Genomic DNA, 22,782 nt, shown 5'->3' with positions numbered 1-22,782 from the left:
GCCTGCGGCAGCCGCCTCCCGGAGAGCGAATCGAGCACGGCGGCCCCCGTGCGCCACGTTCCCGCCGAAGAGGTCGGGGGCGAACGCGACGAAGCCCTCCCGGGCGAGCCGGTCGGCCACGTCCGCGACGTGGTTGGTCAGACCCCACCACTCCTGAATGACGATCACGCCAGGGCCGCGCCCGGACGGCGGCAGCGCCAGGTAACCGTGGGCCGTGCCCCCGGCGCTGGGAAAGGTGACGTTCTGACGGGCCGGGGCTCCGGTCGACTTCGGCAGCTCGGAGGACAAGGTGCTCAACTCCTGTACGGCAGTGCTCGGTGGGATCGTCCCTCCCATAATGAGCTTTCGGGGCGGGAGCGCGGGGGCGGTGACGGCACGGCACCCGGGTGACTACAATTCTGTAGACGATCTACTGAACGTGGACGAGGACGGGGTGAGGGTCGTTCCCATGGCCGACGCGAAGGACGAACGCCGACCGGCGGGTGAGCTGGAGGCCACCGTCATGGCCGCCCTCTGGGCCGCCGGTGACCCGCAGACCCCCGGCGAGGTGCAGCTCAGCCTCGGTGCGGATCTGGCCCGCACCACGGTGACGACGATCCTGACCCGGCTGCACGGGAAGGGTGTCGTCGACCGAAGGCGCCGGGGCCGCGGCTACGCGTACTTCCCGGTGCAGGACGCGCAGGGGCTCACCGCCCGCCGTATGCACACCGAACTCGACCGGGACGGCGACCGGGAGACGGTCCTCGCCCGTTTCGTCGCCCAGCTCAGTCCGGACGACGAGCGCGTCCTGCGCGTCCTCCTCGAATCCGGCGAGCAATGACCGCCCTCCTGCTCCTCCCGCTCGTGCTGCCGTTCGCCCTGCGGCCCGTGGCTCGGCGCGCACCGGAGCGGCTCGCGCCGGGCACCGCGCTCTGGCTGCTCACCGGCTCCGCCGTCGTCGCGGCCGGCTGCTCCCTCGCCGCCCTCGGCGCGTTCGTCCTGCCCGGGCTGCTCCGGGTGCCGTTGTTCGCCGCGCTCGGTGAACTCGTCCACCCGTTGCGCACCTCCGCCGACGGTCTCGTCGTCCCAGCGGCCGTGCTGTCGGCCGGCGCTCTCGCCGTGTGTGCCTGGTCGCTGGTCCGCTGGGCGCTGCGCCAGTCCCGCGCCTTCCGCGCCGCCCGCACGGAGGCCGGGCGCGGGCCCGTCGCGGGGGACCTGTGTGTGGTCGACTCCCCGCACCCGGACGCGTACGCCCTGCCCGGGCGGCCGCACCGCATCGTCGTCACCGCCGGGATGCTGCGCAGCCTCGATGCCGCCGAGCGCGAGGCGCTGTTCGCGCACGAGAGGGCGCACAACGCGGGCGGCCACCACCGCTTCCTGGTCGCCGCCGAACTCGCGGCCCGCTGCCACCCCGCCCTCCGCCCGGTCCGCGACACGATCCGGCTCGCCGCCGAACGCGCCGCCGACGAGGCCGCCGCCGCCGCCGTCGGCGACCGGCGCCTGCTCGCCCGTGCCATCGCCCGGGCGGCACTCGCCGGACAGTCGGTCCGCTCGGGAGAGTCGGCCGTCTCCAGGCGTCCCGATTTCGTCCCCGGCGCCACGACCGGCCCCGTCCCGCACCGGGTCAAGGCCCTTCTGTCGACCCCGCGTCCCGCTCACCGCACCGCCGCCTGCGGACTCGCCACCCTGCTCATCGCCTGCGTCACGCTCTCGGTCGCCGCCTCGGCCACCGAGATGATCGACGTGCACCATCGGGTGGAGGTGGCGCAGGGCGAGGAGGCGGGGTGAGGGGCGGGTTCGGCGGCGTGCGTGGCTTCGCGGGTGGTCCCTGGGCGCCCCGGCCGTGGCAGCCGGCTGACCCGCGTGTGCCGCCGATCGGCCCGACGGTGCGCACCCCTCCACGGCCCTCGAAGTCCCCCGGCACCACCGTCGCCCGACCGGACTGGCGCCGACGACGTTTTACGTATAACCTCACCCGTCAATCCCCCTGAACGGAACCCGCGCGGAGAACCCCCGATGAGCCGTATCGCCCTGGTCACTCTCGTCGTCGACGACTACGACGACGCGATCCGCTTCTACACCGAAGCCCTCGGCTTCCGCCTCGCCGAGGACACGGCCCGCCCCGACGGCTCCCGCTGGGTCGTCGTGACCCCGCCCGGCACGGACAACGTCAGCACCGGGCTGCTGCTCGCCCGCGCCAAGGGCGAGGACCAGCGCGGCCGGGTCGGGGACCAGACCGGCGGCCGGGTCGGTTTCTTCCTGCACACCGAGGACTTCGCCCGCGACCACGCCCGGATGACCGCCGCGGGCGTGACCTTCCTGGAGGAGCCGCGCCACGAGCCGTACGGCTCGGTCGCCGTCTTCCAGGACCTGTACGGAAACCGCTGGGACCTGCTCCAGCCCGCAGCCTGACCCGAACCCGCTCACCCGAACCGCCGAGGAACCACCGCACATGACATCTACGCGCATAGACGCCGACCTCCTCCGCCGGCTCCCCAAGGCCGTGCTGCACGACCACCTCGACGGCGGCCTGCGCCCCGCCACCGTGGTGGAGCTCGCGGAGACGGTCGGTCACACACTGCCCACCACCGACCCGGACGAGCTCGCCGCGTGGTACTTCGACGCCGCCAACTCCGGTGACCTGGTGCGCTACATCGCCACCTTCGAGCACACCCTCGCCGTAATGCAGAATCGCGAGGGCCTGCTGCGCACCGCCGAGGAGTACGTCCTCGACCTCGCCGCCGACGGCGTCGTCTACGGCGAGGTGCGCTACGCCCCTGAGCTGAACACCGGCGGAGGCCTCGCCCTCGCGGAGGTCGTCGAGACCGTCCAGGAGGGTCTCGCGGCCGGTATGGCCAAGGCCGCTGCCGCCGGAACGCCGGTCCAGGTGCGGACGTTGCTGTGCGGGATGCGGATGTTCGACCGGGTCGCCGAGGCCGCCGACCTCGCGGTGGCCTTCCGGGACGCCGGTGTCGTCGGCTTCGACATCGCCGGTGCCGAGGACGGCTTCCCGGCCGCCGACCACCTCGCCGCCTTCCAGCACCTGCGCCGCGAGAGCGTCCCGTTCACCATCCACGCCGGCGAGGCCTACGGCCTGCCCAGCATCCACCAGGCAGTTCAGGTGTGCGGCGCCCAGCGCATCGGGCACGGCGTCCGCATCACCGAGGACATCGTCGACGGCAAGCTCGGCCGCCTCGCGGGCTGGGTCCGCGACCGCCGTATCGCCCTGGAGATGTGCCCGACCTCCAACCTCCAGACGGGCGCGGCCACTTCGATCGCCGAGCACCCGATCACCGCCCTGAAGGACCTCGGCTTCCGCGTCACGCTCAACACCGACAACCGGCTGGTGTCCGGTACGACGATGACGCGCGAGATGTCCCTGCTGGTCGAGGATGCGGGCTGGACGGTCGAGGACCTGCGCACCGTCACGGTGAACGCCCTCAAGAGCGCGTTCATCCCCTACGACGAGCGCAAGGCCCTCATCGAGGACGTCGTCCTGCCGGGCTACGCCTCCGCGCTCTGAAGCAGCCCCCGCGCATACGCGGCCTGTCCGACGTGCTCGAGATCGTCGGACAGGACGCTGACCAGTCGTACGCCCAGACTGACCGGCGGGTCCCAGCGCTCGTCCACGATCCGCTCGTAGTCCTCCGGTGCCAGCCCGCGCAGATACTCCAGCGTCTGCTCGTGCACGGCGTCGTAGTACCCGGTCAACTGCCCGGCCGACTCGACCCGCACCTTGCCGACCTTCGCCGAGGTGTGGCCGTATCCGATGTCCTTGGGCGGCAAATCGAGCCCGAAGCGCTTCTCCCAGCCCTGGGTCAGCCACACCTGGTCGAGGCCGGCGGCGTCGCCGACATGGTCGTCCTGGACACGGGCGAGATGCCAGATCAGCCAGGCGATCGAGTTGGCGTCCGCGGTCGGCCGGGCGTGCAGTTGGTCGGGTGTCAGGCCGTCGAGGGTGGCATGGACCTCTTCCTGGACGCGGCCGAATCCGTCAATGAGGATGTCGTTGGCATGCATACGACCACCATCGCGCATCGCCGTCCGTCACGCGGCCGGAGTCCCGGTTTCGAGGAGGGTCATCAGGGCCCGGGCCGCCGGACTGGTCGCCTGCGGAGGTGGGAGCAGGGCCACCGTCTCGTAGACCTCCTCGCCGGGTCCCTTCAGGGAGAGCGCGGTCAGGGTCTCGCGCTTGTGGCGGAAGTGCCGGGGGACCACGGCGACGCCCAGGTTCTCGTCGACCAGGTCGAGGAGGCTGTGCACGTCGTTCACCTCCAGGGCGACCGTCCGTCGTACGCCCGCCGCGGCGAAGGCCGCGTCCGTGGTGCGCCGTGAGGCCCAGTCCGGGTGGAAGTCGACGAAGACCTCGCCGCCGAGGTCGTCCGGAGTGACCGCCGCACCGCCCTGTGCGAGCCGGTGGCTGGGATGGCACAGCACGGTCATCGGCTCGCTGGTGAGCGACACCGAGCGCAGTTGGTCGGTGTCCGCCTGGGTGCGGTAGGCGAAGGCCAGATCGAGCCGCCCGGCCGCGACCTCCTCCGCCAGCGCCCCGGACCCGGCCTGCCGCAGCCGGATCTCCACATCGGGATGCCGACGCCGGAACGCGGCCAGCAGCCCCGCCACATGCACCCCGGCGATGCACTGCTCGGTGCCCAGCGCCAGCGTGCCGCGCAGCACACCCTGCACCGCGGCCACCGCCTCGTGCGCGGAGCGCACCTGCGCCAGAATGCGCTCCGCCTCGCCGAGCAGCGCCCGGCCGGCCTCGGTGAGCGTGACCCGGCGGGTGGTGCGCACGAACAGCGGGGTCTGCAACTCCCTCTCCAGGGCGCGGATCGACGCCGACAGGCCCGACTGGGACACCATCAGCCGCTCCGCCGCCCGGGTGAAATGGTGGTCCTCGGCGACGGCGATGAAATGCTGAAGATGACGCAGCTCCATGATTGAGAAGCGTAACCGCTGAATTCCATCGGATTCTTCTGTTGGACCACTGCCCGCAGGTCACGAAAGAGTGGGCGGCGGTTCCCTGGAACCGGTATCCCGTGTGCCAACCCCTCTGGAGTCGCGTTGTACACCGCACACCCCGACCGCTACGCGGACCTGCCCTACCGGCGCACCGGACGCAGCGGCCTCAAGCTCCCCGCGATCTCGCTCGGTCTGTGGCACAACTTCGGGCCCGACCGCCCGGTCGAGACCCAGCGCGCCATCCTGCGCCGCGCCTTCGACCTCGGCGTCACCCACTTCGACCTGGCCAACAACTACGGCCCGCCGCCCGGCGCCGCCGAGTCCGCCCTCGGCGAGGCGCTGAAGGCGGACTTCGCGTCGTACCGCGACGAACTGGTGATCTCCACCAAGGCCGGCTATCTGATGTGGCCCGGCCCCTACGGCGAGTGGGGTTCGCGCAAGTACGTGCTGTCCTCGCTGGACCAGAGCCTGAGCCGCATGGGCCTGGACTACGTCGACATCTTCTACTCGCACCGCCCCGACCCGGAGACTCCCCTGGAGGAGACGATGGGCGCCCTGCACTCGGCGGTCCAGCAGGGCAAGGCGCTCTACGTCGGCATCTCCAACTACTCGGCGGAGCAGACCCGCGAGGCCGCCCGCATCCTCGGCGAGCTCGGCACCCCGCTGCTGATCCACCAGCCGCGCTACTCGATGCTCGACCGGCGCCCCGAGGACGAGGGCCTGCTCGACGCCCTCGACGACCTGAAGGTCGGCTCCATCGTCTTCTCCCCGCTGGAGCAGGGCCTGCTCAGCGCCCGCTACCTGGACGGCATCCCGGAGGGTTCCCGGGCGGCGAGCGACAGCCCCTTCCTGAACTCCGACGCCGTCACCGAGGACCTCGTGGGCCGGCTGCGCGCCCTCGACGAGATCGCCAAGGGGCGCGGCCAGACCCTCGCGCAGCTCGCCCTCGCCTGGGTGCTGCGCGGCGGCCGGGTGACCTCCGCGCTGGTCGGCGCGAGCAGCCCGCAGCAGATCGAGGACAGTGTCGCGGCCACCCGCAACCTGGACTTCGACGCCGACGAGCTGGCCCGCATCGACGCGATCGTCAGGCCGTAAGCCGTTCGCTGACCTCCCAGAGCCGGGCCGCCGCCTCCGGGTCGGCGGCCCGGGACAGTACGCCGGGGGTGTTCTCCCCGGCGTACCAGGCGGCCTCGTTCTCGGCGGTCACCAGTGGGCTGATGTCGACGTTCTCGCAGTAGACCCCGCCGAGACCGTCGAGTTGGGGGCTGGTCGCGCACCAGACGCCGGTGGCCGCGCCCTGCTGGACGGTCTTCATCTGCCGCTCGGGATCGCGGACCGGCCTGCCCTCGTCGTCGATCGTCCCCGCGGCCCGCAGGAACTCCCGGTCGATGTGCTTGACCAGTCCGGTGTCGATGATCAGGCCCGGGTGCACGGAGAACGCCCGGATGCCGTGCTCCTGGCCGCGCCGGTCCAGCTCCACCGCGAACAGGGCGTTGGCCGTCTTCGACTGGCCGTAGGCCGCGAAGGGATCGTAGTCCCGCTGTTCGAAGTGCAGGTCGTCGAAGTCGACACCGCCGAAGCGGTGGCCCCGAGACGACAGCGCCACGACCCGTGCGCCCTGCGCCGCGACCAGCGCGGGCCACAGCCGTTCGGTCAGTTGGAAGTGGCCCAGGTGGTTGGTGACGAACTGCGCCTCGTAACCGCGCGCGTCCCGCGCCAACGGCGTCGCCATGATCCCGGCGCTGTTGACCAGCAGGTGCAGCGGACGCCCGGAGGCCAGGAACCGCTGGGCGAAGGTGTCGATCGACGCCGGGTCCATCAGGTCCAGGTGCTCGACCTCGGCCCCGGGAACGGCCTCCAGCGCCGTACGCGCCCGGTCCACGTCCCGTGCCGGTACGACGACCTCGGCGCCGGCCGCGCGCAGCAGCCGGGCCGTCTCCAGCCCGATGCCGGAGTAGCCGCCGGTGACGATCGCGACCCTGCCGGTCAGGTCGATGCCCTTGATCACCTCCTCGGCGGTGGACGCGGCGCCGAAGCCGGAGTTCAGGGGCTGCTGTGCGGTGGTCATGTCGGGTCTCTTCTCGTCGCTGCTCATCGGCTTGAGCTTTCCGGACCACCGTAGGTTGACGGATCCGTACGATGAATACTTGAGAATCCGCATTACTTGCGTGATAGTTCGAGCATGTCAGTGGATCCGCTGTCCGACGCCCTCGCCGTCGCCGATGCCCGCAGTGTGTTCTCCGGCGGCTTCACGGCCGGCGGGGACTGGGCCATCCGACTGCGCGGCCGCGACCGGCTGAAGGTGAACGCCGTGGTGCGGGGCGGTTGTCTGCTGGTCCGCGAGCCGGGCGGCGAACCCCTGCGGCTCACCGAGGGGGACGTGGTGATCTCCGACGGCGGACAGCCGTACACGCTGTGCAGCCGGCCCGGGGTCGAGCCCACCGACTCCGAGGACGTCGTCATGGATCCGGCGACCCGGATGGGCCGGCTCGGGCCGGGCGAGGACGTGGACGTCGTCTGCGTGTCCGGGCACATCGACCTGAGCCGCGACCGCGGCGACCTGCTGCGGCGGGCGCTCCCGGAACTCGTCCACGTACGGGCCGACTCGCCCGAGGCCGGTGTACTGCGGTGGCTCATCGGGCAGTTGGCCGCCGAGATGCGGACCCGCCGGGCCGGGGTCGAACTCGTCTCGGCGCAGCTCGCGCAGTTGATGTTCGTCCAGGTGCTGCGGGTCTGTCTGGCCGAGTCGGACGGGCTGCCGCCCGGCTGGCTGCGCGCCATCGCCGACGAGCGGCTCGCGCCGGCGCTGCGTCTGATGCACGGCGACCCGGCCCACCCCTGGCAGTTGGAGGAGCTGGCCCGGGCCGCGGCGATGTCCCGCACCACGTTCGCCGTACGGTTCAAGGAGGCGGCCGGGGTGCCGCCCCTGACGTATCTGCTGAACTGGCGCATGAACCTCGCCGCCCGTGCCCTGCGCCAGGACGCCGCCCCGGTCGGGGCGCTCGCCCGTTCCGTCGGCTACACCTCCGAGAGCGCCTTCAGCAACGCCTTCAAACGGGCGGTCGGGGTGGCGCCCCGGCGTTATCGCGAGGAGGCCCTGGCTAAGAGCTGAGCCGTTCTTCGAGCCGTACGGTGACCCGGTCGCCCTCGCCCTTTTCCATGGCCCTGCGGAGATCGGCATTCACGGGCAGTTTGTGGGTGCCGTCGCCCAGGGCCATGAACGAACTGCGGAAAGGGTGGCCGTCGATCGTGCCGCGCACTTTCACGAGACCGCGGGTTCCGAAGAAGGCGACGGACTTCGGCCAGACCAGATAGGTCCAGCCACCGTCGTTCGGGCTCTTGATCAATTCGGCGGTGAATTCCTCGTTCAACGGGGTGCTGGTGCTCATGACGTCCTCCGCTCGGGGTGGCCTGCGGAACAAGAGACCGCCCCGAGCGGCGAAACTCATCGCGGACGCCCGCCCTCAGGCGCCGGCGGGCACCCGGTCGAGGAAACCGAGCACGGAGCGGATACGGCCGTCCGCGTCCAGCGTGATCACGTCGAAGCCTGCGACAGGCGCCGAGCCGTCGGCCTCGCTCACCAACTCCCAGGCGAAGCGCGCGGTGTCGTGGTGCCCGTCGACGGCGCCCAGCGGCCGGAAGGCGAACCCCGGGAACTGCTCATGGGCCCCGGCGATCAGCGCCGCGATCTCCGTGTGGCCGGTGACCGCCGCCAGCGGGTCGGTGTAGGTACCCTCGACGGACCAGGCGGCGGCGACCGCCTTCGTCAGCGCCTCCGGATCGCCCGCGTTCCAGGCCTCGAAGTAGCGGGCGACGGCATTCTCGTACCGGTCGGTGTTCTCGGACATGGTGAATCAGCCTCCGTCGAGGTCGTTCGTACTGGTCAGGGGCCGGGTATCGGTCGCTGCCGACCCGGTGCCTCCACCATGCCGGGACCCGCGCGAGGCGTCGATTACCCCTCGGGTAATGATGGTGGGAGATCGCCGGAAAGGGCCTCCGAAGCATTTCAGCCAAAGAAGGCTGTGAATATGCCAAGAGACTGGCTAAAAAGTCGTGGTGACAGTGTTTCAGGAGTGAACATACTCGACTGCTAGGACACTTCTTCACGATGCGAATCCGCCATCGTGCGCACCACCTGAGCCGCCAGCAGAGCCGCATGGAAAGCGAGGCCCGACCGGCATTCGAGACACGCGACGGGGGAGTGATCGTGCACGACGAATTCCTGTGCCATGTCACCGCGTACGGCAGTTGCGGCGGACAGCGCGTCGGGGTGCCCTTGGGAACCTACCGCGCCCCCACCCTGGCACTGGCCCTGTGGTGGTTACGGGACCGGGCGGTCTGGATGGCCGACCGGCTCGACCCGCAACCGGACAACCCGCGCTTCCCCAGAAGCGCCCTGGTGCCGGTCGCCGACTCGGTGGTCGACGTGCCCAGGGCGCTGCGCACCTGGAGCCGTGACGTGTCCCAACAGGAGGTCGTGGCCTACGAGTTGGCGGCCGGACGATTAGTCCGGATCGCCATCAGCGACGACACCACCGAGTACGAACTGCTCGCCGAATCGGTGGATGCCCTCCGTATGCAGCGGACCGCTCCGGCGCTCGTCGTTCCTGTCGCCTGACACGTGTCGCCCGTAGTGCGGCCCTGACCGCTGACCGGGCACACAGATGGACGAATCGGTAGAATTCTAGGCATGTCAGAGCCGCCGATGGCGCCGACCGCGCCCGAACTCCTCCTGGAGACCGACTCGGGCTCCACGGTCATGACCCCGGGCCGCGACTACCACGTCGGACGCGACCCCCTGAGCGACATCGTCATCGACGACGCCCGGGTCTCCTGGCACCACGCGGTCCTGCGCCCCGAGGACGGCCACTGGACACTGGCGGACGAGCACAGCACCAACGGCACCTACGCCGACGGCCGCCGCGTCCGGGAGTGGGGCGTCGGGCCGGGCAGCGTGATCCGCTTCGGCAATCCGGCCGACGGCCCCCGCGTCGTGCTGGCCGGCCGCCCCGCCCCGGCACCGGAACGCCCCTCGGCCGTGTCCATGCCCGCCTTCACCGGCACCTTCAAGCAACCCACCACCGTAAGGCCGCTGCCCGCCCGTACCGTCCGCATCGGCCGGGCCGCCGACAACGACCTCGTCGTCGACGACCTGACCGTCTCGCGCCGCCACGCCGAACTGCGCGCCCTCGCCGACGGCACCTACGAGATCGTCGACCTCGGCAGCCACAACGGCACCTACCTCAACGGCCAGCCCGTCGCCCGCGCACCGATCGGCACGGGCGACATCGTCGGTATCGGGCACTCCGCGTTCTGCCTCGTCGGCGCCCAGTTGCAGGAGTACGTCGACACCGGCGAGGTCTCCCTCGACGTGCAGGACCTCACCGTCGCCGTCGACCGCGGACACAAGGTCCTCCTCGACCAGGTGTCGTTCCCGGTCGGCGAGAAATGCCTGCTCGCCGTCGTCGGACCCAGCGGCGCCGGCAAGTCCACCCTCCTCAACGCGCTCACCGGCCAGCGCCCCGCCGACCGAGGCACCGTCCTCTACGACGGCCGGGACCTCTACCGCGACTACGCCGAGCTGCGCCAGCGCATCGGCCTGGTCCCGCAGGACGACATCCTGCACGCCCAGCTCACCGTGCACAGCGCCCTGTCCTACGCGGCCGAACTGCGCTTCCCGCAGGACACCGCCAAGGCCGAGCGGCGGGCCCGGGTCGACGAGGTCATCCGCGAACTCGGGCTCGAACAGCGTGCAGGGCAGCCCGTTCACAGCCTCTCCGGCGGCCAGCGCAAACGCGTCAGCGTGGCCCTGGAGCTGCTGACCAAACCCTCGCTGCTCTTCCTCGACGAACCGACCTCAGGCCTCGACCCCGGCATGGACCGCTCGGTGATGCACATGCTGCGCGGCCTCGCCGACGACGGCCGTACCGTCATCGTCGTCACCCACAGCGTCCTCAGCCTCGACGTGTGCGACCGGCTCCTGGTGCTCGCGCCCGGCGGCAGGGTCGCCTACTACGGGCCGCCCGGGGACGCCCTCGAGTTCTTCGGCTTCGAGCACTGGCCCGAGGCCTTCGAGGCCTTCGAGCGGGACCAGGACCGAGACTGGGCGGGGGAGTTCAGGGACTCGCCGTTCCAGCGCCGGTACATCGCCAACTCGACCGCGCAACCGCACCAGTTGGGCGCCGGCCCGGTCGCCGTGGCGCCGCCGCCCCGGCCCCGCAGCCGCGGCGCACAACTGGGCACCCTGGTCCGCCGCTACACCGCGGCCCTCGGTGCCGACCGGACCTTCCTCGCCATCATGATCGCGCTGCCGTTCGTGATGGGCGCGATGGCCCGCGCGCTCGCCGGGAGCAAGCTGACCCAGGAGACGGCGATGAACGCGCTGCTCATCCTGTGCGTCGGCGGAGTGCTGACCGGCGCGGCCAACGCCGTACGCGAACTCGTCAAGGAACGCGCGATCTACCGGCGTGAGCGAGCCGTCGGCCTGTCCAGATCGGCGTATCTGCTCTCCAAGGTCGTCGTCCTGGGCGCCGTCACCGTCGCGCAGGCCGTGGTGCTCACGCTGGTCGGCCTGTTCGGCGTCGATCTCAACGCCCCGGGTGGCGAAGGGGTGTTGATGCCCCCGCTGATCGAGATCACCGTGGCCGTCGCGCTGTTGGCGTTCACGGCGATGATGCTCGGCCTGCTGGTCTCCGCGATGGTGCGCAAGGAGGAGGTGACGATGCCACTGCTCGTGCTGCTCGCCATCGTCCAAGTGGTGTTCTGCGGCGCCCTGTTGAAACTGCACGGCGTGCCAGGCCTCGAACAGCTCTCCTGGCTGGTGCCCTCGCGGTGGGCGCTCGGCGGGATGGCCGGCACCGTCGGCCTTGCCAGGATCGTGCCGGGTGAGCTGACCGCCGATCCGCTGTTCCGGCACTCGGCCGGGGTGTGGCTGCTCAACATGGGCATGCTCATCGTGCTGTCGCTGCTCTTCGGCCTCCTGGTGTCCCGACTGCTGCGGCGGCACGAACCCGCAGTGATGCGGAAGTAGGGGCCGCCACGATGACCATGACGCCGACCCCCGGATTCCGGCCGACGCATGTCGTCCCCGAGCACGGGATGCCCGCCTGGGAGGCCCCGGACCCCGCCCGCCCCACCGTGCCGCTCGACGCACTGCTCCCGGTCCAGCTCCTCGAACGACGCGGCGACTGGGCCCGCGCCCTGTGCTCCAACGGCTGGTCCGCCTGGGTCGACGGTCGCCATCTGATCTCCGTCGCCCAGGACCCACCGGCGGCCGGCGGCCCCCTCACCCGCACGGCCGACCCACGTCCCCTGCTCGCCCGCGCCGAACAGGCCCTCGCCCGCTACCGGAGCGCCGTGGAGGCCCTCGCGGGCGGTGGCCTCGACGGCGAGTCCTTCGCGACCCGCACCAGGGGCCTGCGGATCGGGGTGGTGGTCGACGGCGAATCCGTCTGGCTCTACGACGCCGACCACGAACGCTGGGTGCACAGCGACGGCACCCGGATCAGCACCTACGCCTCGGACGACGGACCCCGCGCCGAGCCGGCCGACCCCGGCCACGCCCCCACCCAGGTCGTGAGCCCCGATGGCCCGTGACGCGAGCCTCTTCTCCGGCCGCCCCTCCGAACTCGTCGGGCAGCAGATCGCCGGCTACCGCATCGAGGAGGAGATCGGCCGCGGCGGCATGGCCGTCGTCTACCGCGCCCACGACCTGCGCCTGGACCGCACGGTCGCCCTCAAACTGCTCGCCCCCGAACTGGCCCGCAACGACACCTTCCGTAAACGCTTCACCCACGAGTCCCGGGTCGCCGCCGCGATCGACCACCCGCACATCGTGCCCGTCTTCGAGGCGGGCGAGACCGACGGCGTCCTCTACATCGCCATGCGCTACGTCGCCGGCAGCGACCTGCGCCATCTCCTGGACCGGGCGGGCCCGTTGGCGCTCCCGACGGCCGTCCGCATCGCCACACAGGTCGCGTCCGCGCTGGACGCGGCCCACGAACACGGGCTGGTCCACCGGGACGTGAAACCCGGCAACATCCTGGTCGCCCGCGGCACCGACAGCGACCACCCCGAGCACGTGTACCTCACCGACTTCGGCCTGACGAAGAAGTCGCTGTCCCTGACGGGGTTCACGACGGTGGGCCAGTTCGTCGGCACCCTCGACTACGTGGCCCCCGAGCAGATCTCCGGGCGGCCGGTCGACGGGCGCTGCGACGTGTACGGCCTCGCCTGCGTCGTCCACGAGACCCTCGCGGGTCGGCCCCCGTTCCGACGCGACGACGACATGGCTCTCCTCTGGGCCCACCAGTACGACCTGCCGTCCCCGCTCACCGAGTCCCGCCCGGACCTGCCGGCCCACGTCGACACCGTCTTCGCGAAGGCACTGGCCAAGAGCCCGGACGACCGGTACGACTCGTGCCTCGCGTTCGTCACGGAGCTGCGGGGAGGTATCGCGGGGCACGCGCCGACGGAGGTCGATCTGCGGGTGACAGCCATGCCGAACGAGGGGCCTCCGGCACCGCCGGCGTGGGCGGAACCGGTATTCAGGCGACTCGACTAGTCACACCTCGGTCCGCGCCGCCAATCCGTTGAGCGGTACCCGCCGCGCCACCACCTTGCGCTGCGAGATCCGCCAACCCGCCTGCACCCGCACCACAGTGTCGATGTACGTCACCGACCCGCACGACCCGTCCGCCTTGATCCCCAGGCCCTTCGACCGGACCCGGACCCGCCCCTCCACAGGCTCGTCGATCACCACGTTCGTGACGTGATGCGCGACGGGGTTCGCGGCGCCCGACGCCAGTGCCGCGTCCACGAAAGCGGTGAGACCGGTGACCGTGCCCTGGCCGAAGTCGCTGAGGTCGTACGCGACGTCCGGGGTGAACACCTCGGCCACGCGGTCGAGTTCGCCGTCGTCGACCAGGTGGCCGTGCAGGGCGATCAACTCCTGGATGGCCAGGCGATCTTCGAGAGTCAACGCCATGTCCGCCCTTTCCTCGGCTGGGCGCACACTCTCATGCCGGACGCCGCGACCGCGCGGGAATTTCGGCCTCTCCCCGCCGCCGCACCGGCCTCGCCACCAACGCCCCCAGGAACCCCGCCACGAACCCCCACACCGCGGCCAGCCCCACCGCCGACCACAGCTTCGGCTTCAGGAACAGGTCACCGGACAGGCCGCCGCCCACGTCGCCGATGCCGAGGAGGGAGAGGCCGTAGTGGGCGGAGATGCGGCCCACCAGGCAGATCATGAGGACCGCCAGGGCGAAGGCCACCGCGAGGTGGACGGCGTGCTGCCAGGCGCGGATGTGGGACGGCGAGCGGACGGCCATGAGGAACGCCGCGGACAGGAGCAGGACCGCGTTCACGACGAGGAGCCACCACACCCGGCCGTCGTAGGCGGCGATGGAGCGCAGGTTCAGCGTGGAGACGTCCGGGGTGCGCAGGACCTCGTCCAGCAGATGGGGCATGGGCAGGCCGAAGGGGCCGTGCACCCGGCCGTTCCAGGTGGCGCCCAGACCGATCGTCAGGGCCAGCCAGACGAGGTTCGGCATGCCGAGCAGGATCAGGGCGAGGGACTGGGTGACTTGGCCACGTGTCGCCGCGACCACGAGGCAGACCACGATGCCGAGAGCGACGTAGGCGAGCAGGAGGGCCACCACCGCGTACGCGGCCGGGCGCACCGACGCGTGGAAGCGCAGCAGCCGGGCGGGGAGCGGTGCGCCCGGCGACACGAGGAGGGCGAGCACCAGGACACCCGCCAGCCACAGCAGGCCGAACAGGACCGTCTGTCCGACGTCCGCCTCGAAGCCGACCTCCGGTGACACGCCGAGCAGGTCGCCGATGTCGCCGAGTGTTCCGTTGCCGAGGGAGATCGAGAACTTCTGGCGCGCGCCGAGGGCCAGTCCGATCAGACCGAGCAGCCACAGGACGGCGATACGGGCGGCCCAGCCGGCCAGCTCCGCCGCCGAGGCGACCGCGCGGTGCCGCAGCGGCCGTAGGAAAGCGGCGGCGGTCGCCAGGGCGCCGGCCAGGGCCACCGAGAGGGGGATGACGGTCAGGCCCGCCTTCGTGTCGGCGAGTTTCACCGTGCCGCCGACCGCCGTCACCACCGTCGCCGTGACGACCCGGGGGAACGCCCCGCCCGGGAGGTCCGTCGCGCCCGCCGCCCACAGGCCCAGCGCGGCGACCACACCCATGGTGAGCAGCCCGGCCAGGACCGTGCTCAGGGCCTGGACCCAGCCGTGGCGGGCGACTGCCTGGCCAGAGGGGGTTTCGGGGCTCACGCTGCCACCGTAGGCAGCGCCCGGGAAGCGCGCCCGCCGGGAGGGCCGTCCGCGTCGGCTTGCGAGCGGACTGGGACCGGAGCACACAATGGGTTCGTTGCGGATAAGTGGTCAAAGCGGCATGAATCCAAAGAAATGCCGCACTCGCCCGCGTCGGGAAGAAGAGCTTGTGAGCGTCGAACCTCCGTCTTCAGGCCGCCCCACCGGACCCCCCTCCGGCCCACTGTCGGGACACTCCCAGCCGCCCTCGGGCCCGCCGTCGCAGCCCACGGGCGGCGGCGGGCCGGGCGCACCCGAGCCACACCGCCCCTGGTGGAAGTCGGCCCCGCGCGTCGCGATCCTCACCACCGCCGTGGTGGCCGCCGTCGTCCTCGCCGTCGTGTTCACCACCCGCTCCGGCAACGGCGGCTCGGGTACCACGGCGAGCAAGGGCGAGGTCTTCCTCCAGGCCGCCGGCAAAACCGGCCCCGATCCGTTCACGGAATCCTCGGCGACCGAGAATTCCGCCCCGCCCGTCTCCGCCTCACCCACCGCCTCGGAACCGGCGAACGCGGTCCGCGGTGTCGACGGCGGCGCCCCCGGCCTCTACGGCGGCACCCAGAACGTCTCCAGTTGCGACGTGGAGAAGCAGATCAAGGCCCTTCAGGCGGCCCCCGCGAAGAACAGGGCGTTCGCGCCCGTTGTCGGTGTCCAGCCCGCCGGAGTCCCCGCCTACCTGCGCTCACTCACCGCCGTACAACTGCGCATGGACACCCGCGTCACCAACCACGGCTACCGCGACGGCGCCGCCACCAGCTACCAGGCCGTGCTCCAGACCGGCACCGCCGTCCTCGTCGACGGCCACGGCGTGCCCCGCGTGCGGTGCGCCTGCGGCAACCCGCTGACGCCGCCCGTCGCCCAGCAGACCACCCCCAAGCCGACCGGCGACAGCTGGTCGTCGTACCGGCCGCAGAACGTCGTCGTGGTCACCCCCGCGCCGCTGAAAATCAAAATCTTCGTGATCTACGACCCCCACAACGGCCACTGGTTCGGCCGCCACCACGGCGACACCGGCCGGCACGACCACCGGACCCCGGCGCCGCTGAAGCCGGCCGGCCCGTCGGTGACCGTGTCCCCGCCGACCTCACCGCCCTCCAAACCACCGTCGTCGTGCGGCCCCTCGGCCCCCGGCACGTCCACGAGCCCGTGCCCGCCGAAGTCGAGCAGCCCGCCCTCCCCGCCCTCCCCGCCCTCCCCGCCCTCCCCGCCCTCTCCACACTCCCCGCCCTCTCCGCCCTCTTCGTCCTCTTCGTCCCCGAGTACGGAGTCGCCGCCCTCCGAACCGCCGTCGACCGAGTCGTCCGCCGCCTCGTCGGCCTCGTCGTCCCCACCCGAATCGCTCGCCCCCGACACGACGACCTCGGCGTCGACATCGGTCTCCACCCACAGCGCGCCGCTTTCGTCGGCGACGAGTTCACCGTCACTCTGATAGGGGGACTGCCGAGCGTGTTGCTGGGTACGAGCACTGATGCGACAGCAACAGACCGGCGCCCGCTTTCGAGAGAGACACGCATGATCGACCACCGGGACGGGGTAGTGATACCGACTCGTTTCGACGTGCCCGTGGAACCGCTGCGGCGGGCGGCGCACTACACAGGCGAACCAGGCTGCATCTCTGCGGCACGGCACCTCACGCACATGTTCCTGGAGCAGCTCAGGACAGAGTGGTGCGCCACGATCGACGACCGCGCCGACAGCGAACTGCTGCTGGTCGTGAGCGAGTTGGTCACCAACGCGGACCGGCACAGCAACGGCCCTTACATCCTGGAGCTGGAGGGCACGGACACCGCGGTGACGGTGTCCGTCTGCGACAGCAGTGTCGCCATGCCCCGGCTCTTCGCCCGCGACCCCGAGCGCATCGGCCGGCACGGCCTGGAGATCGTCCACGCCCTCGCCGCGCAGGTGACGGTGGAGCGGGTACCGGTCGGCAAACGGGTCCGGGCCGTGGTCCGGCTGACCGGTGAGGACCGCTAGGACCTCAGGTCCCGGTCCGGGTGGCCGTGATCAGCTCGTGCAGATACCGCTTCGTGACCCGGCCGCCGTGCCGGGTCTCCAGCAACTCCCGGAGACATGACAGAAGGCCCTCGCGAGCGGGCTCGTCCAGGGCGAGATGGTTCGAGTAGGTGAGCACGACGTCGAGGTACTCGTCGGTCGTGTACGTGATCTCCCGTGCGCCGCGCCACACCCGCACGCCCTCGAAGTGCTCGGAACGCACGAACTCGCCGGTGTCCGTCACGCATTCGTCCTCGGTCGGACTCCGGAAACCGGGCGGAGTGGTCGGGTCCCAGCGTTCGTAGCAGCGCTGCGACCGGTCGAAGAACTCCTGGGTGCCGCCCGCCACATGGTGGGTGGTGACGACCGCGAACGTCCCACCGGGTCGCAGCGCGGACGCCACCTTCGCGACCCGCGTCCGGGGATCCAGCCAGTGGTACGCCGTCGCGATCACCACCAGGTCGAACGGCTCGTCCGGCAGGTCCCACCGCTCGAAATCCGCCACCCGCACCTCCGCCCGCGGGAACGCGCCCAGATTGTGCCGGGCCACCGCCGCCAGCGACGGACCCAGCTCCACAGCCGTCAGCTGACAGCCGAACTCGGCCAGCGGGACGGTGAGTTGGCCGGTGCCGGGAGCGATCTCCAGGACCCGGCTGTCCGGGCCGAGAGCCGCTGTGCGGGCCAGTTCGTCGACCAGGGGGCGCGGATACCGGGGGCGGGCCCGGTCGTAGCGCTCGGCCGCACCGTCGAATGTGTCGCGCAGCACCGTTCTCGCACCCTTCGTCCCGGCGATTCCACCCAGGGCAGAATGCTGATCCCTTGCCCTGGCGTCCAGCGCTTTTAGTCTGAGGGGGTGAGCAACCAAGCGCCGAACCAAGCCCGCGTGATCCCCCTGCGCCCGCACGAGCCGGCCCCTCACCTGCCGGAGCCGACGGTTCCCGCGCCCAAGGAGCCGCTGTGGCGCGACCTGGTCGGTGACGTCCTACGGCGCGAACGTCTCGCCCAGGAGCGCACCCTGAAGGACGTGGCCGACGCCGCCCGGATCTCCATGCCGTATCTCTCGGAGGTGGAGCGGGGCCGCAAGGAGGCCTCCTCGGAGGTGCTCGCGGCCGCCGCCCACGCCCTCGGTCTCGACCTCGGCGACCTGCTGTCGCTGGCCCAGGACGAATTCACCCAGCACCGCAACAGCCAACGGAGCAGGGTGAGTTCGCCGTACAACGGGCTGTGCCTGGTCGCCGCCTGACGAGGTCGCTCAGGCCGCGACGAGGCGCCTGCTGACCACCTCGTCGGCGAGGCCGTACGCCACCGCCTCGTGCGCGGTGAACACCTTGTCGCGGTCCATGTCGGCGCGCAGCGTCGCGATGTCGTGGTGGGTGTGCCGGGACAGCACCTCCTCCACCTGGGCGCGGATCCGCACCATCTCCTTCGCCTGGAGGGCGAGATCGGAGACCATGCCGCGCTGCCCGCCGCTCGCCGGCTGGCCGAGCAGTACCCGCGCGTGCTCCAGGACGAACCGCCGCCCCGGGTCGCCGCCCGCGAGCAGCACGGCCGCCGTTGAGGCGGCCTGGCCGACGCAGAAGGTCGAGATCGGGGCCTGTACGTACGTCATCGTGTCGTAGATCGCCATCAGCGAAGTGAACGATCCGCCGGGGGAGTTGATGTAGATCGCGATCTCGCTCTCCGGGGACGACGACTCCAGATGGAGGAGTTGCGCGATGACGACGTTGGCGACGCCGTCGTCGATCTCGGTGCCGAGGAAGATGATCCGCTCGGCCAGCAGCCGGCTGAACACGTCGTAGGACCGTTCGCCCTGCGGGGTCCGCTCGACGACGTTCGGAATCGTGTACGTCCCCATGTCAGAGCCCCATCCGTCGCTTGGAGGCGGCAGGGCGCACGTCGGCCAGTGAGGCGACGACCTGGTCCACCATGCCGTACTCCTTTGCCTGTTCCGCCGTGAACCAGCGGTCGCGGTCGCCGTCGCGGGAGATCGTCTCCTCGGTCTGGCCGGTGTGCTGTGCGGTGAGGCGTTCGATGGTCTTCTTCGTGTGCTCCAGGCTCTCCGCCTGGATCTCGATGTCGGCGGTGGTGCCGCCGATGCCCGCCGACGGCTGGTGCATCATGATCCGCGCGTGGGGGAGCGAGTAGCGCTTGCCGTGGGCGCCGACGCTGAGCAGGAACTGGCCCATGCTCGCCGCGAAGCCCATCGCCAGCGTCGACACGTCGTTCGGGATCAGCTGCATCGTGTCGTAGATGGCGAGGCCCGCCGTCACCGAGCCGCCGGGGCTGTTGAGGTACAGGCTGATGTCCGTGCGCGGGTCCTCCGCCGACAGGAGCAGCAACTGCGCGCAGACCCGGTTCGCGGAGACCTCGTCGACCTGGGTGCCGAGGAAGACGATCCGCTGCCCGAGCAACTGGGCGGCCAGGTGGTCGTCGAAGCGTGAGGACGGGGTGTCGAGTTCCTCGGCGCGTGGCATGAAGGGCGGCGCGAGACCGGCGGTGAGTGGAGACATCGGTCCTCCTTGTCGAGGCTGTGTGATGTCTCCACTGTCGACCGGGAAGCGCCCGAACTGCGGGTTTCTAGGCTGGTAGCAGATTCGCCGTGGGCAGAGCGGTCACTTCTCGCGGAGTTGGCGGAAGAAGGCCCGGACGTCGGCGGCCAGCAGGTCCGGTTCCTCCATGGCGGCGAAGTGGCCGCCCCGGTCGAGCTTGGTCCAGCGCACGATGTTCTCGGTCCGCTCGGCCTTGTGGCGCAGCGGGAGCTGGATCTCGGCGGGGAAGACGGCGAGCGCGGTGGGGACGGTCGACGGGAGGGTGGGTGCGGCGGCCCGTTCGCCGGTGGCGTGGGCCCGCTCGTAGTAGATGCGGGCGGCCGAACCGGCGGTCCCCGTCAGCCAGTAGAGCATCACGTTGGTGAGCAGCCGGTCCCGGTCGACGGCCTCCTCGGGCAGCTCCTGCGAGTCGGTCCACTCCCTGAACTTCTCGACGATCCAGGCGAGTTGGCCGACCGGCGAGTCCGTGAGGCCGTAGGCAAGGGTCTGCGGGCGGGTGGAGTGCAGGACGGCGTATCCGGTGCCCTCGCGCGACCAGGCGGCCCACCGGCGCCAGGACTCCAGCGCGTCCGCCCGCTCCTCGGGGCCGAGCGCGGCCAGCTCCTCGGGGGTGGGTTCGGTGAGCGCCTGCGCACCCGGCAGCAGGTTGAGATGGACGCCGATCACCCGGCCGGGGTGGGCCCGGCCCAGTTCGCGGGAGATCGCCGAGCCCCAGTCGCCGCCCTGCGCGCCGAACCGCTGGTAGCCGAGCCGGCTCATCAGCTCGGCCCAGGCGTCGGCGATGCGGCCCGCCTCCCAGCCGGTGTCGGCGGGCGGACCGGACAGTCCGAACCCGGGGATGCTCGGCACGACCACGTGGAAGGCGTCGGCCGGGTCGCCGCCGTGGGCCGCCGGATCGGTCAACAGGCCGATGATGTCGACGAATTCGACGATCGAGCCCGGCCAGCCGTGGGTGAGGACCAGCGGGGTGGCGTCCGGTTCCGGGGAGCGGATGTGCGCGAAGTGGATGTTCGAGCCGTCGATGGTGGTCGTGAACTGCGGCCAAGCGTTCAGCTCGGCCTCGGCCGCGCGCCAGTCGTACTCGTGCCGCCAGTACCGCACCAGCTCCCGCAGATGGCCGGCCGGTACGCCGTATGCCCAGCCGGTGCCGGGCAGCTCGTCGGGCCAGCGGGTGCGGTCGAGGCGGGCGTGCAGGTCGTCGAGGTCGGCCTGGGGGATGTCGATGCGGAACGGGTGGACGCTGTCTGCCTGCGGATACGTCATGGAGTCCGAGCCTAGTCGCGGGCCGGGGGTCGGCCATCTGGATTATTCGGCCGCCCGACCGATGAGTTTCGCGGGGAGGATCGGTCGATACAGATGACCGTGTTCGATGCCCCAGGAGCCCATGGAGGAACGCATGACCACCGACGGATTCACCACGTGTCTCTGGTTCGACGGCCAGGCCGAGGAGGCCGCCCAGCTCTACGTGTCGATCTTCAAGAACTCCAGCATCGGCCGCACCAGCCACTACGGCCAGGGCGCCCCGCAGCCGGAGGGCTCGGTGCTCACCGTCGAGTTCACGGCCTTCGGCCAGAAGTTCGTCGCGCTGAACGGCGGCCCGGAGTTCAAGTTCACCGAGGCGATCTCCTTCCAGATCCCGTGCGAGAACCAGGAGGACATCGACTACTACTGGACCAAACTCATCGAAGGCGGCGGCGAGCCCGGCCCCTGCGGCTGGCTCAAGGACAAGTTCGGCCTGTCCTGGCAGGTCGTCCCCACCCGGCTGATCGACATGATCACCGACCCGGACCCCGCGAAGGTCGCCCGGGCGACCGAGGCGTTCATGAAGATGAGCAAGTTCGACCTCGCCGCACTGGAGAAGGCCTTCGCGGGGGAGTGACCCGGTTACGTCGGCTGCGCCAGCGCCGCCACCTCGGCGGCGCTCAGCGCCCTGCCGTACACCCGGAGGTCGTCGACCGCGCCCTTGAGGTACGGGTCGGCGTACTGCGACCTGCCGACATAGCCGGCCCGGATGTGGTTGCCGAAGCGGCGCGGCTCCACGGTGACCGCCGTGTTCCGGCCGGCCTCCGCCCCGTCCACGTACAGGACGGCGGTTCCGTCGCCGTAGGCCACCGCCACATGGACCCAGCGGTCGGTGGGCAGCGGGTCGGCGTCGATGCGCTGCTCGGCGCCCGCCCCGCCCGCGGTGATCGCGTAGCGCAGGGTGCCGTCACCGCTGAGCGGGGTCAGGAACAGGTTCGCGGTGACACCGGTACCGAGGTCGAGGATCCGGCTCCAGACGCCCGGCCTGCCGTCCAGCCGGACCCACGCGGCCAGCGAGTAGGCCGAGGCCCCCGCCAACAGGTCCTCGGCGAGGGCGACATGGCCGTCGATTCCGTCCAGCGCGACCGCACCGCCGAGGCGGCCGTCGCTCAACCATGTGGCACCGCCGACGAGTTGAGCCGTACGGCCGTTGCCCGTCGCGTCGGACGCCGTGGTCCCCGAGGTCTCGTCGAAGCGGTGCCAGGCGGCGAACTCCGGGGGAGAGGGCGGGGGTTCGCCAGTCAGCCAGTACACCGAGTAGTGCTGGTGATGGACGCGGGCGATCGGCAGCAGGGGCACGTCCACGCCTTCCGCGCGGGCGGTGAAGCGCAGCGGGTCCGAGGACTCCTGCCGTACGGAGTCGACGTCCAGGCGGGACAGCCATGGGTCCGCCTTGTCGCCGAACGCCCCGGCCAGCACCACCGGGCCGTGCAGCACGGCCCGCACATCGGGGTCGTCGGGGGTCGCCTCGACGACCGTGCGCATCGGCAGGGACACCTCGACCCGGTCGCCGGTGCGCCATGCGCGGTCCAGGGTGAGCCAGGTGCCGGGCTTCGGACGGTCGGGCAGCGGACGGCCGTTGAGGGCGGCGCGGGCGCCGGCGGCCCAGGCCGGGATCCGCACGCGCAGTCGGTGCGCGGCCCGGCCCGCGGAGACCGTCAGGGTGGTGGTGG

27 protein-coding genes are annotated in these 22,782 nt (G+C 71.3%); 14 read left to right on the top strand and 13 right to left on the bottom strand.

Annotated features, from left to right (window positions below):
* Positions 1-336 (bottom strand): dienelactone hydrolase family protein (locus tag ABZT04_RS44320; RefSeq protein ID WP_356065934.1); only part of this gene is annotated, 336 nt, incomplete at its 3' end.
* Between the two features lie 112 nt (positions 337-448).
* On the opposite strand from ABZT04_RS44320, the gene ABZT04_RS44315 reads away from it, so the two are divergent.
* From ABZT04_RS44315 to ABZT04_RS44300, 4 genes are all read left to right on the top strand, one after another.
* Complete coding sequence (locus tag ABZT04_RS44315; protein ID WP_355902558.1) at positions 449-820, top strand: BlaI/MecI/CopY family transcriptional regulator; 372 nt, start codon at positions 449-451, stop codon at positions 818-820.
* Complete coding sequence (locus tag ABZT04_RS44310; protein ID WP_356065930.1) at positions 817-1,767, top strand: M48 family metalloprotease; 951 nt, start codon at positions 817-819, stop codon at positions 1,765-1,767. The genes ABZT04_RS44315 and ABZT04_RS44310 overlap by 4 nt, the downstream gene beginning before the upstream one ends.
* Positions 1,768-1,995: 228 nt before the next feature.
* Positions 1,996-2,391 (top strand): VOC family protein, encoded by a 396-nt coding sequence (locus ABZT04_RS44305; RefSeq protein WP_356065928.1) that lies wholly within the window; start codon positions 1,996-1,998, stop codon positions 2,389-2,391.
* A 40-nt stretch (positions 2,392-2,431) separates the two neighbouring features.
* Complete coding sequence (locus tag ABZT04_RS44300; RefSeq protein WP_356065925.1) at positions 2,432-3,502, top strand: adenosine deaminase; 1,071 nt, start codon at positions 2,432-2,434, stop codon at positions 3,500-3,502.
* On the opposite strand, the gene ABZT04_RS44295 is transcribed toward ABZT04_RS44300, so the two are convergent.
* Both ABZT04_RS44295 and ABZT04_RS44290 read right to left on the bottom strand, forming a co-directional pair.
* Positions 3,484-3,999, bottom strand: a complete 516-nt coding sequence (locus ABZT04_RS44295) for a DinB family protein (protein ID WP_356065922.1) — start codon at positions 3,997-3,999, stop codon at positions 3,484-3,486. The genes ABZT04_RS44300 and ABZT04_RS44295 overlap by 19 nt on opposite strands.
* A 27-nt stretch (positions 4,000-4,026) precedes the next feature.
* Complete coding sequence (locus ABZT04_RS44290; protein ID WP_356065919.1) at positions 4,027-4,917, bottom strand: LysR substrate-binding domain-containing protein; 891 nt, start codon at positions 4,915-4,917, stop codon at positions 4,027-4,029.
* Positions 4,918-5,043: 126 nt separating this feature from the next.
* Here ABZT04_RS44290 and mgrA point away from each other — a divergent pair, with 126 nt between their 5' ends.
* Complete coding sequence (gene mgrA / locus ABZT04_RS44285) at positions 5,044-6,036, top strand: L-glyceraldehyde 3-phosphate reductase (RefSeq protein WP_356065917.1); 993 nt, start codon at positions 5,044-5,046, stop codon at positions 6,034-6,036.
* On the opposite strand, the gene ABZT04_RS44280 is transcribed toward mgrA, so the two are convergent.
* Positions 6,026-7,009: an oxidoreductase gene (locus ABZT04_RS44280; RefSeq protein WP_356065939.1), complete on the bottom strand. Its 984-nt coding sequence runs from the start codon at positions 7,007-7,009 to the stop codon at positions 6,026-6,028. The two genes, mgrA and ABZT04_RS44280, sit on opposite strands and share 11 nt — an antisense overlap.
* Before the next feature lie 114 nt (positions 7,010-7,123).
* On the opposite strand from ABZT04_RS44280, the gene ABZT04_RS44275 reads away from it, so the two are divergent.
* Entirely contained in the window at positions 7,124-8,053 is a 930-nt protein-coding gene (locus tag ABZT04_RS44275; RefSeq protein ID WP_356065913.1) for an AraC family transcriptional regulator, read from the top strand.
* Here ABZT04_RS44275 and ABZT04_RS44270 read toward each other — a convergent pair.
* Positions 8,043-8,330 carry a DUF1905 domain-containing protein gene (locus ABZT04_RS44270; protein WP_356065910.1) on the bottom strand — a complete coding sequence of 96 codons (288 nt, stop codon included), beginning with the start codon at positions 8,328-8,330 and terminating at the stop codon, positions 8,043-8,045. The genes ABZT04_RS44275 and ABZT04_RS44270 overlap by 11 nt on opposite strands.
* A 75-nt stretch (positions 8,331-8,405) precedes the next feature.
* The gene (locus ABZT04_RS44265) at positions 8,406-8,789 is read right to left on the bottom strand and encodes a nuclear transport factor 2 family protein (protein WP_356065908.1); all 384 of its coding nucleotides are present in this window, start codon (positions 8,787-8,789) and stop codon (positions 8,406-8,408) included.
* Positions 8,790-9,148: 359 nt separating this feature from the next.
* Here ABZT04_RS44265 and ABZT04_RS44260 point away from each other — a divergent pair, with 359 nt between their 5' ends.
* The 4 genes from ABZT04_RS44260 (at position 9,149) to ABZT04_RS44245 (ending at position 13,504) form a co-directional block, all read left to right on the top strand.
* Entirely contained in the window at positions 9,149-9,559 is a 411-nt protein-coding gene (locus tag ABZT04_RS44260) for a hypothetical protein (protein WP_355902536.1), read from the top strand.
* Between the two features lie 72 nt (positions 9,560-9,631).
* Positions 9,632-11,971 (top strand): FHA domain-containing protein, encoded by a 2,340-nt coding sequence (locus tag ABZT04_RS44255; protein WP_356065905.1) that lies wholly within the window; start codon positions 9,632-9,634, stop codon positions 11,969-11,971.
* 17 nt (positions 11,972-11,988) lie between these two features.
* Positions 11,989-12,537: a hypothetical protein gene (locus ABZT04_RS44250; RefSeq protein ID WP_356065936.1), complete on the top strand. Its 549-nt coding sequence runs from the start codon at positions 11,989-11,991 to the stop codon at positions 12,535-12,537.
* A complete protein-coding gene (locus tag ABZT04_RS44245; protein ID WP_356065902.1) occupies positions 12,527-13,504 on the top strand; it encodes a serine/threonine-protein kinase in 978 nt (325 codons plus the stop codon). The genes ABZT04_RS44250 and ABZT04_RS44245 overlap by 11 nt, the downstream gene beginning before the upstream one ends.
* On the opposite strand, the gene ABZT04_RS44240 is transcribed toward ABZT04_RS44245, so the two are convergent.
* Both ABZT04_RS44240 and ABZT04_RS44235 read right to left on the bottom strand, forming a co-directional pair.
* Complete coding sequence (locus ABZT04_RS44240; protein WP_356065899.1) at positions 13,505-13,927, bottom strand: nuclear transport factor 2 family protein; 423 nt, start codon at positions 13,925-13,927, stop codon at positions 13,505-13,507.
* A 31-nt stretch (positions 13,928-13,958) separates the two neighbouring features.
* The gene (locus tag ABZT04_RS44235; RefSeq protein ID WP_356065896.1) at positions 13,959-15,227 is read right to left on the bottom strand and encodes a streptophobe family protein; all 1,269 of its coding nucleotides are present in this window, start codon (positions 15,225-15,227) and stop codon (positions 13,959-13,961) included.
* A gap of 169 nt (positions 15,228-15,396) precedes the next feature.
* On the opposite strand from ABZT04_RS44235, the gene ABZT04_RS44230 reads away from it, so the two are divergent.
* Together ABZT04_RS44230 and ABZT04_RS44225 are read left to right on the top strand one after the other, a co-directional pair.
* Positions 15,397-16,695 carry a DUF6777 domain-containing protein gene (locus tag ABZT04_RS44230; RefSeq protein ID WP_356065894.1) on the top strand — a complete coding sequence of 433 codons (1,299 nt, stop codon included), beginning with the start codon at positions 15,397-15,399 and terminating at the stop codon, positions 16,693-16,695.
* Positions 16,696-16,778: 83 nt separating this feature from the next.
* Positions 16,779-17,240 (top strand): ATP-binding protein, encoded by a 462-nt coding sequence (locus ABZT04_RS44225; RefSeq protein WP_356065891.1) that lies wholly within the window; start codon positions 16,779-16,781, stop codon positions 17,238-17,240.
* A 4-nt stretch (positions 17,241-17,244) separates the two neighbouring features.
* Here the strand turns inward: ABZT04_RS44225 and ABZT04_RS44220 are convergent, their stop codons facing one another.
* A complete protein-coding gene (locus ABZT04_RS44220; RefSeq protein ID WP_356065888.1) occupies positions 17,245-18,024 on the bottom strand; it encodes a class I SAM-dependent methyltransferase in 780 nt (259 codons plus the stop codon).
* A gap of 87 nt (positions 18,025-18,111) precedes the next feature.
* Between ABZT04_RS44220 and ABZT04_RS44215 the strand changes: the two genes are divergently transcribed.
* Positions 18,112-18,501, top strand: a complete 390-nt coding sequence (locus ABZT04_RS44215; RefSeq protein WP_356065885.1) for a helix-turn-helix transcriptional regulator — start codon at positions 18,112-18,114, stop codon at positions 18,499-18,501.
* Between the two features lie 9 nt (positions 18,502-18,510).
* Here the strand turns inward: ABZT04_RS44215 and ABZT04_RS44210 are convergent, their stop codons facing one another.
* The 3 genes from ABZT04_RS44210 to ABZT04_RS44200 form a co-directional block, all read right to left on the bottom strand.
* Positions 18,511-19,113, bottom strand: coding sequence for an ATP-dependent Clp protease proteolytic subunit (locus ABZT04_RS44210; protein ID WP_355902517.1), 603 nt, complete (start codon positions 19,111-19,113; stop codon positions 18,511-18,513).
* A 1-nt stretch (position 19,114) separates the two neighbouring features.
* Positions 19,115-19,768 carry an ATP-dependent Clp protease proteolytic subunit gene (locus tag ABZT04_RS44205; RefSeq protein WP_356065882.1) on the bottom strand — a complete coding sequence of 218 codons (654 nt, stop codon included), beginning with the start codon at positions 19,766-19,768 and terminating at the stop codon, positions 19,115-19,117.
* Positions 19,769-19,870: 102 nt separating this feature from the next.
* Positions 19,871-21,070 carry an epoxide hydrolase family protein gene (locus tag ABZT04_RS44200; RefSeq protein WP_356065879.1) on the bottom strand — a complete coding sequence of 400 codons (1,200 nt, stop codon included), beginning with the start codon at positions 21,068-21,070 and terminating at the stop codon, positions 19,871-19,873.
* Between the two features lie 133 nt (positions 21,071-21,203).
* Between ABZT04_RS44200 and ABZT04_RS44195 the strand changes: the two genes are divergently transcribed.
* Positions 21,204-21,686 carry a VOC family protein gene (locus ABZT04_RS44195; protein WP_356065876.1) on the top strand — a complete coding sequence of 161 codons (483 nt, stop codon included), beginning with the start codon at positions 21,204-21,206 and terminating at the stop codon, positions 21,684-21,686.
* A gap of 5 nt (positions 21,687-21,691) precedes the next feature.
* Here ABZT04_RS44195 and ABZT04_RS44190 read toward each other — a convergent pair.
* A partial coding sequence (locus ABZT04_RS44190; RefSeq protein WP_356065873.1) for a LamG-like jellyroll fold domain-containing protein occupies positions 21,692-22,782 on the bottom strand: 1,091 nt, incomplete at its 5' end.

It is taken from the genome of Streptomyces sp. NPDC005492 (assembly GCF_040605995.1).
In the GTDB taxonomy this organism is placed as follows: domain Bacteria; phylum Actinomycetota; class Actinomycetes; order Streptomycetales; family Streptomycetaceae; genus Streptomyces.
This window is presented reverse-complemented; position numbering and strand designations above follow the sequence as displayed.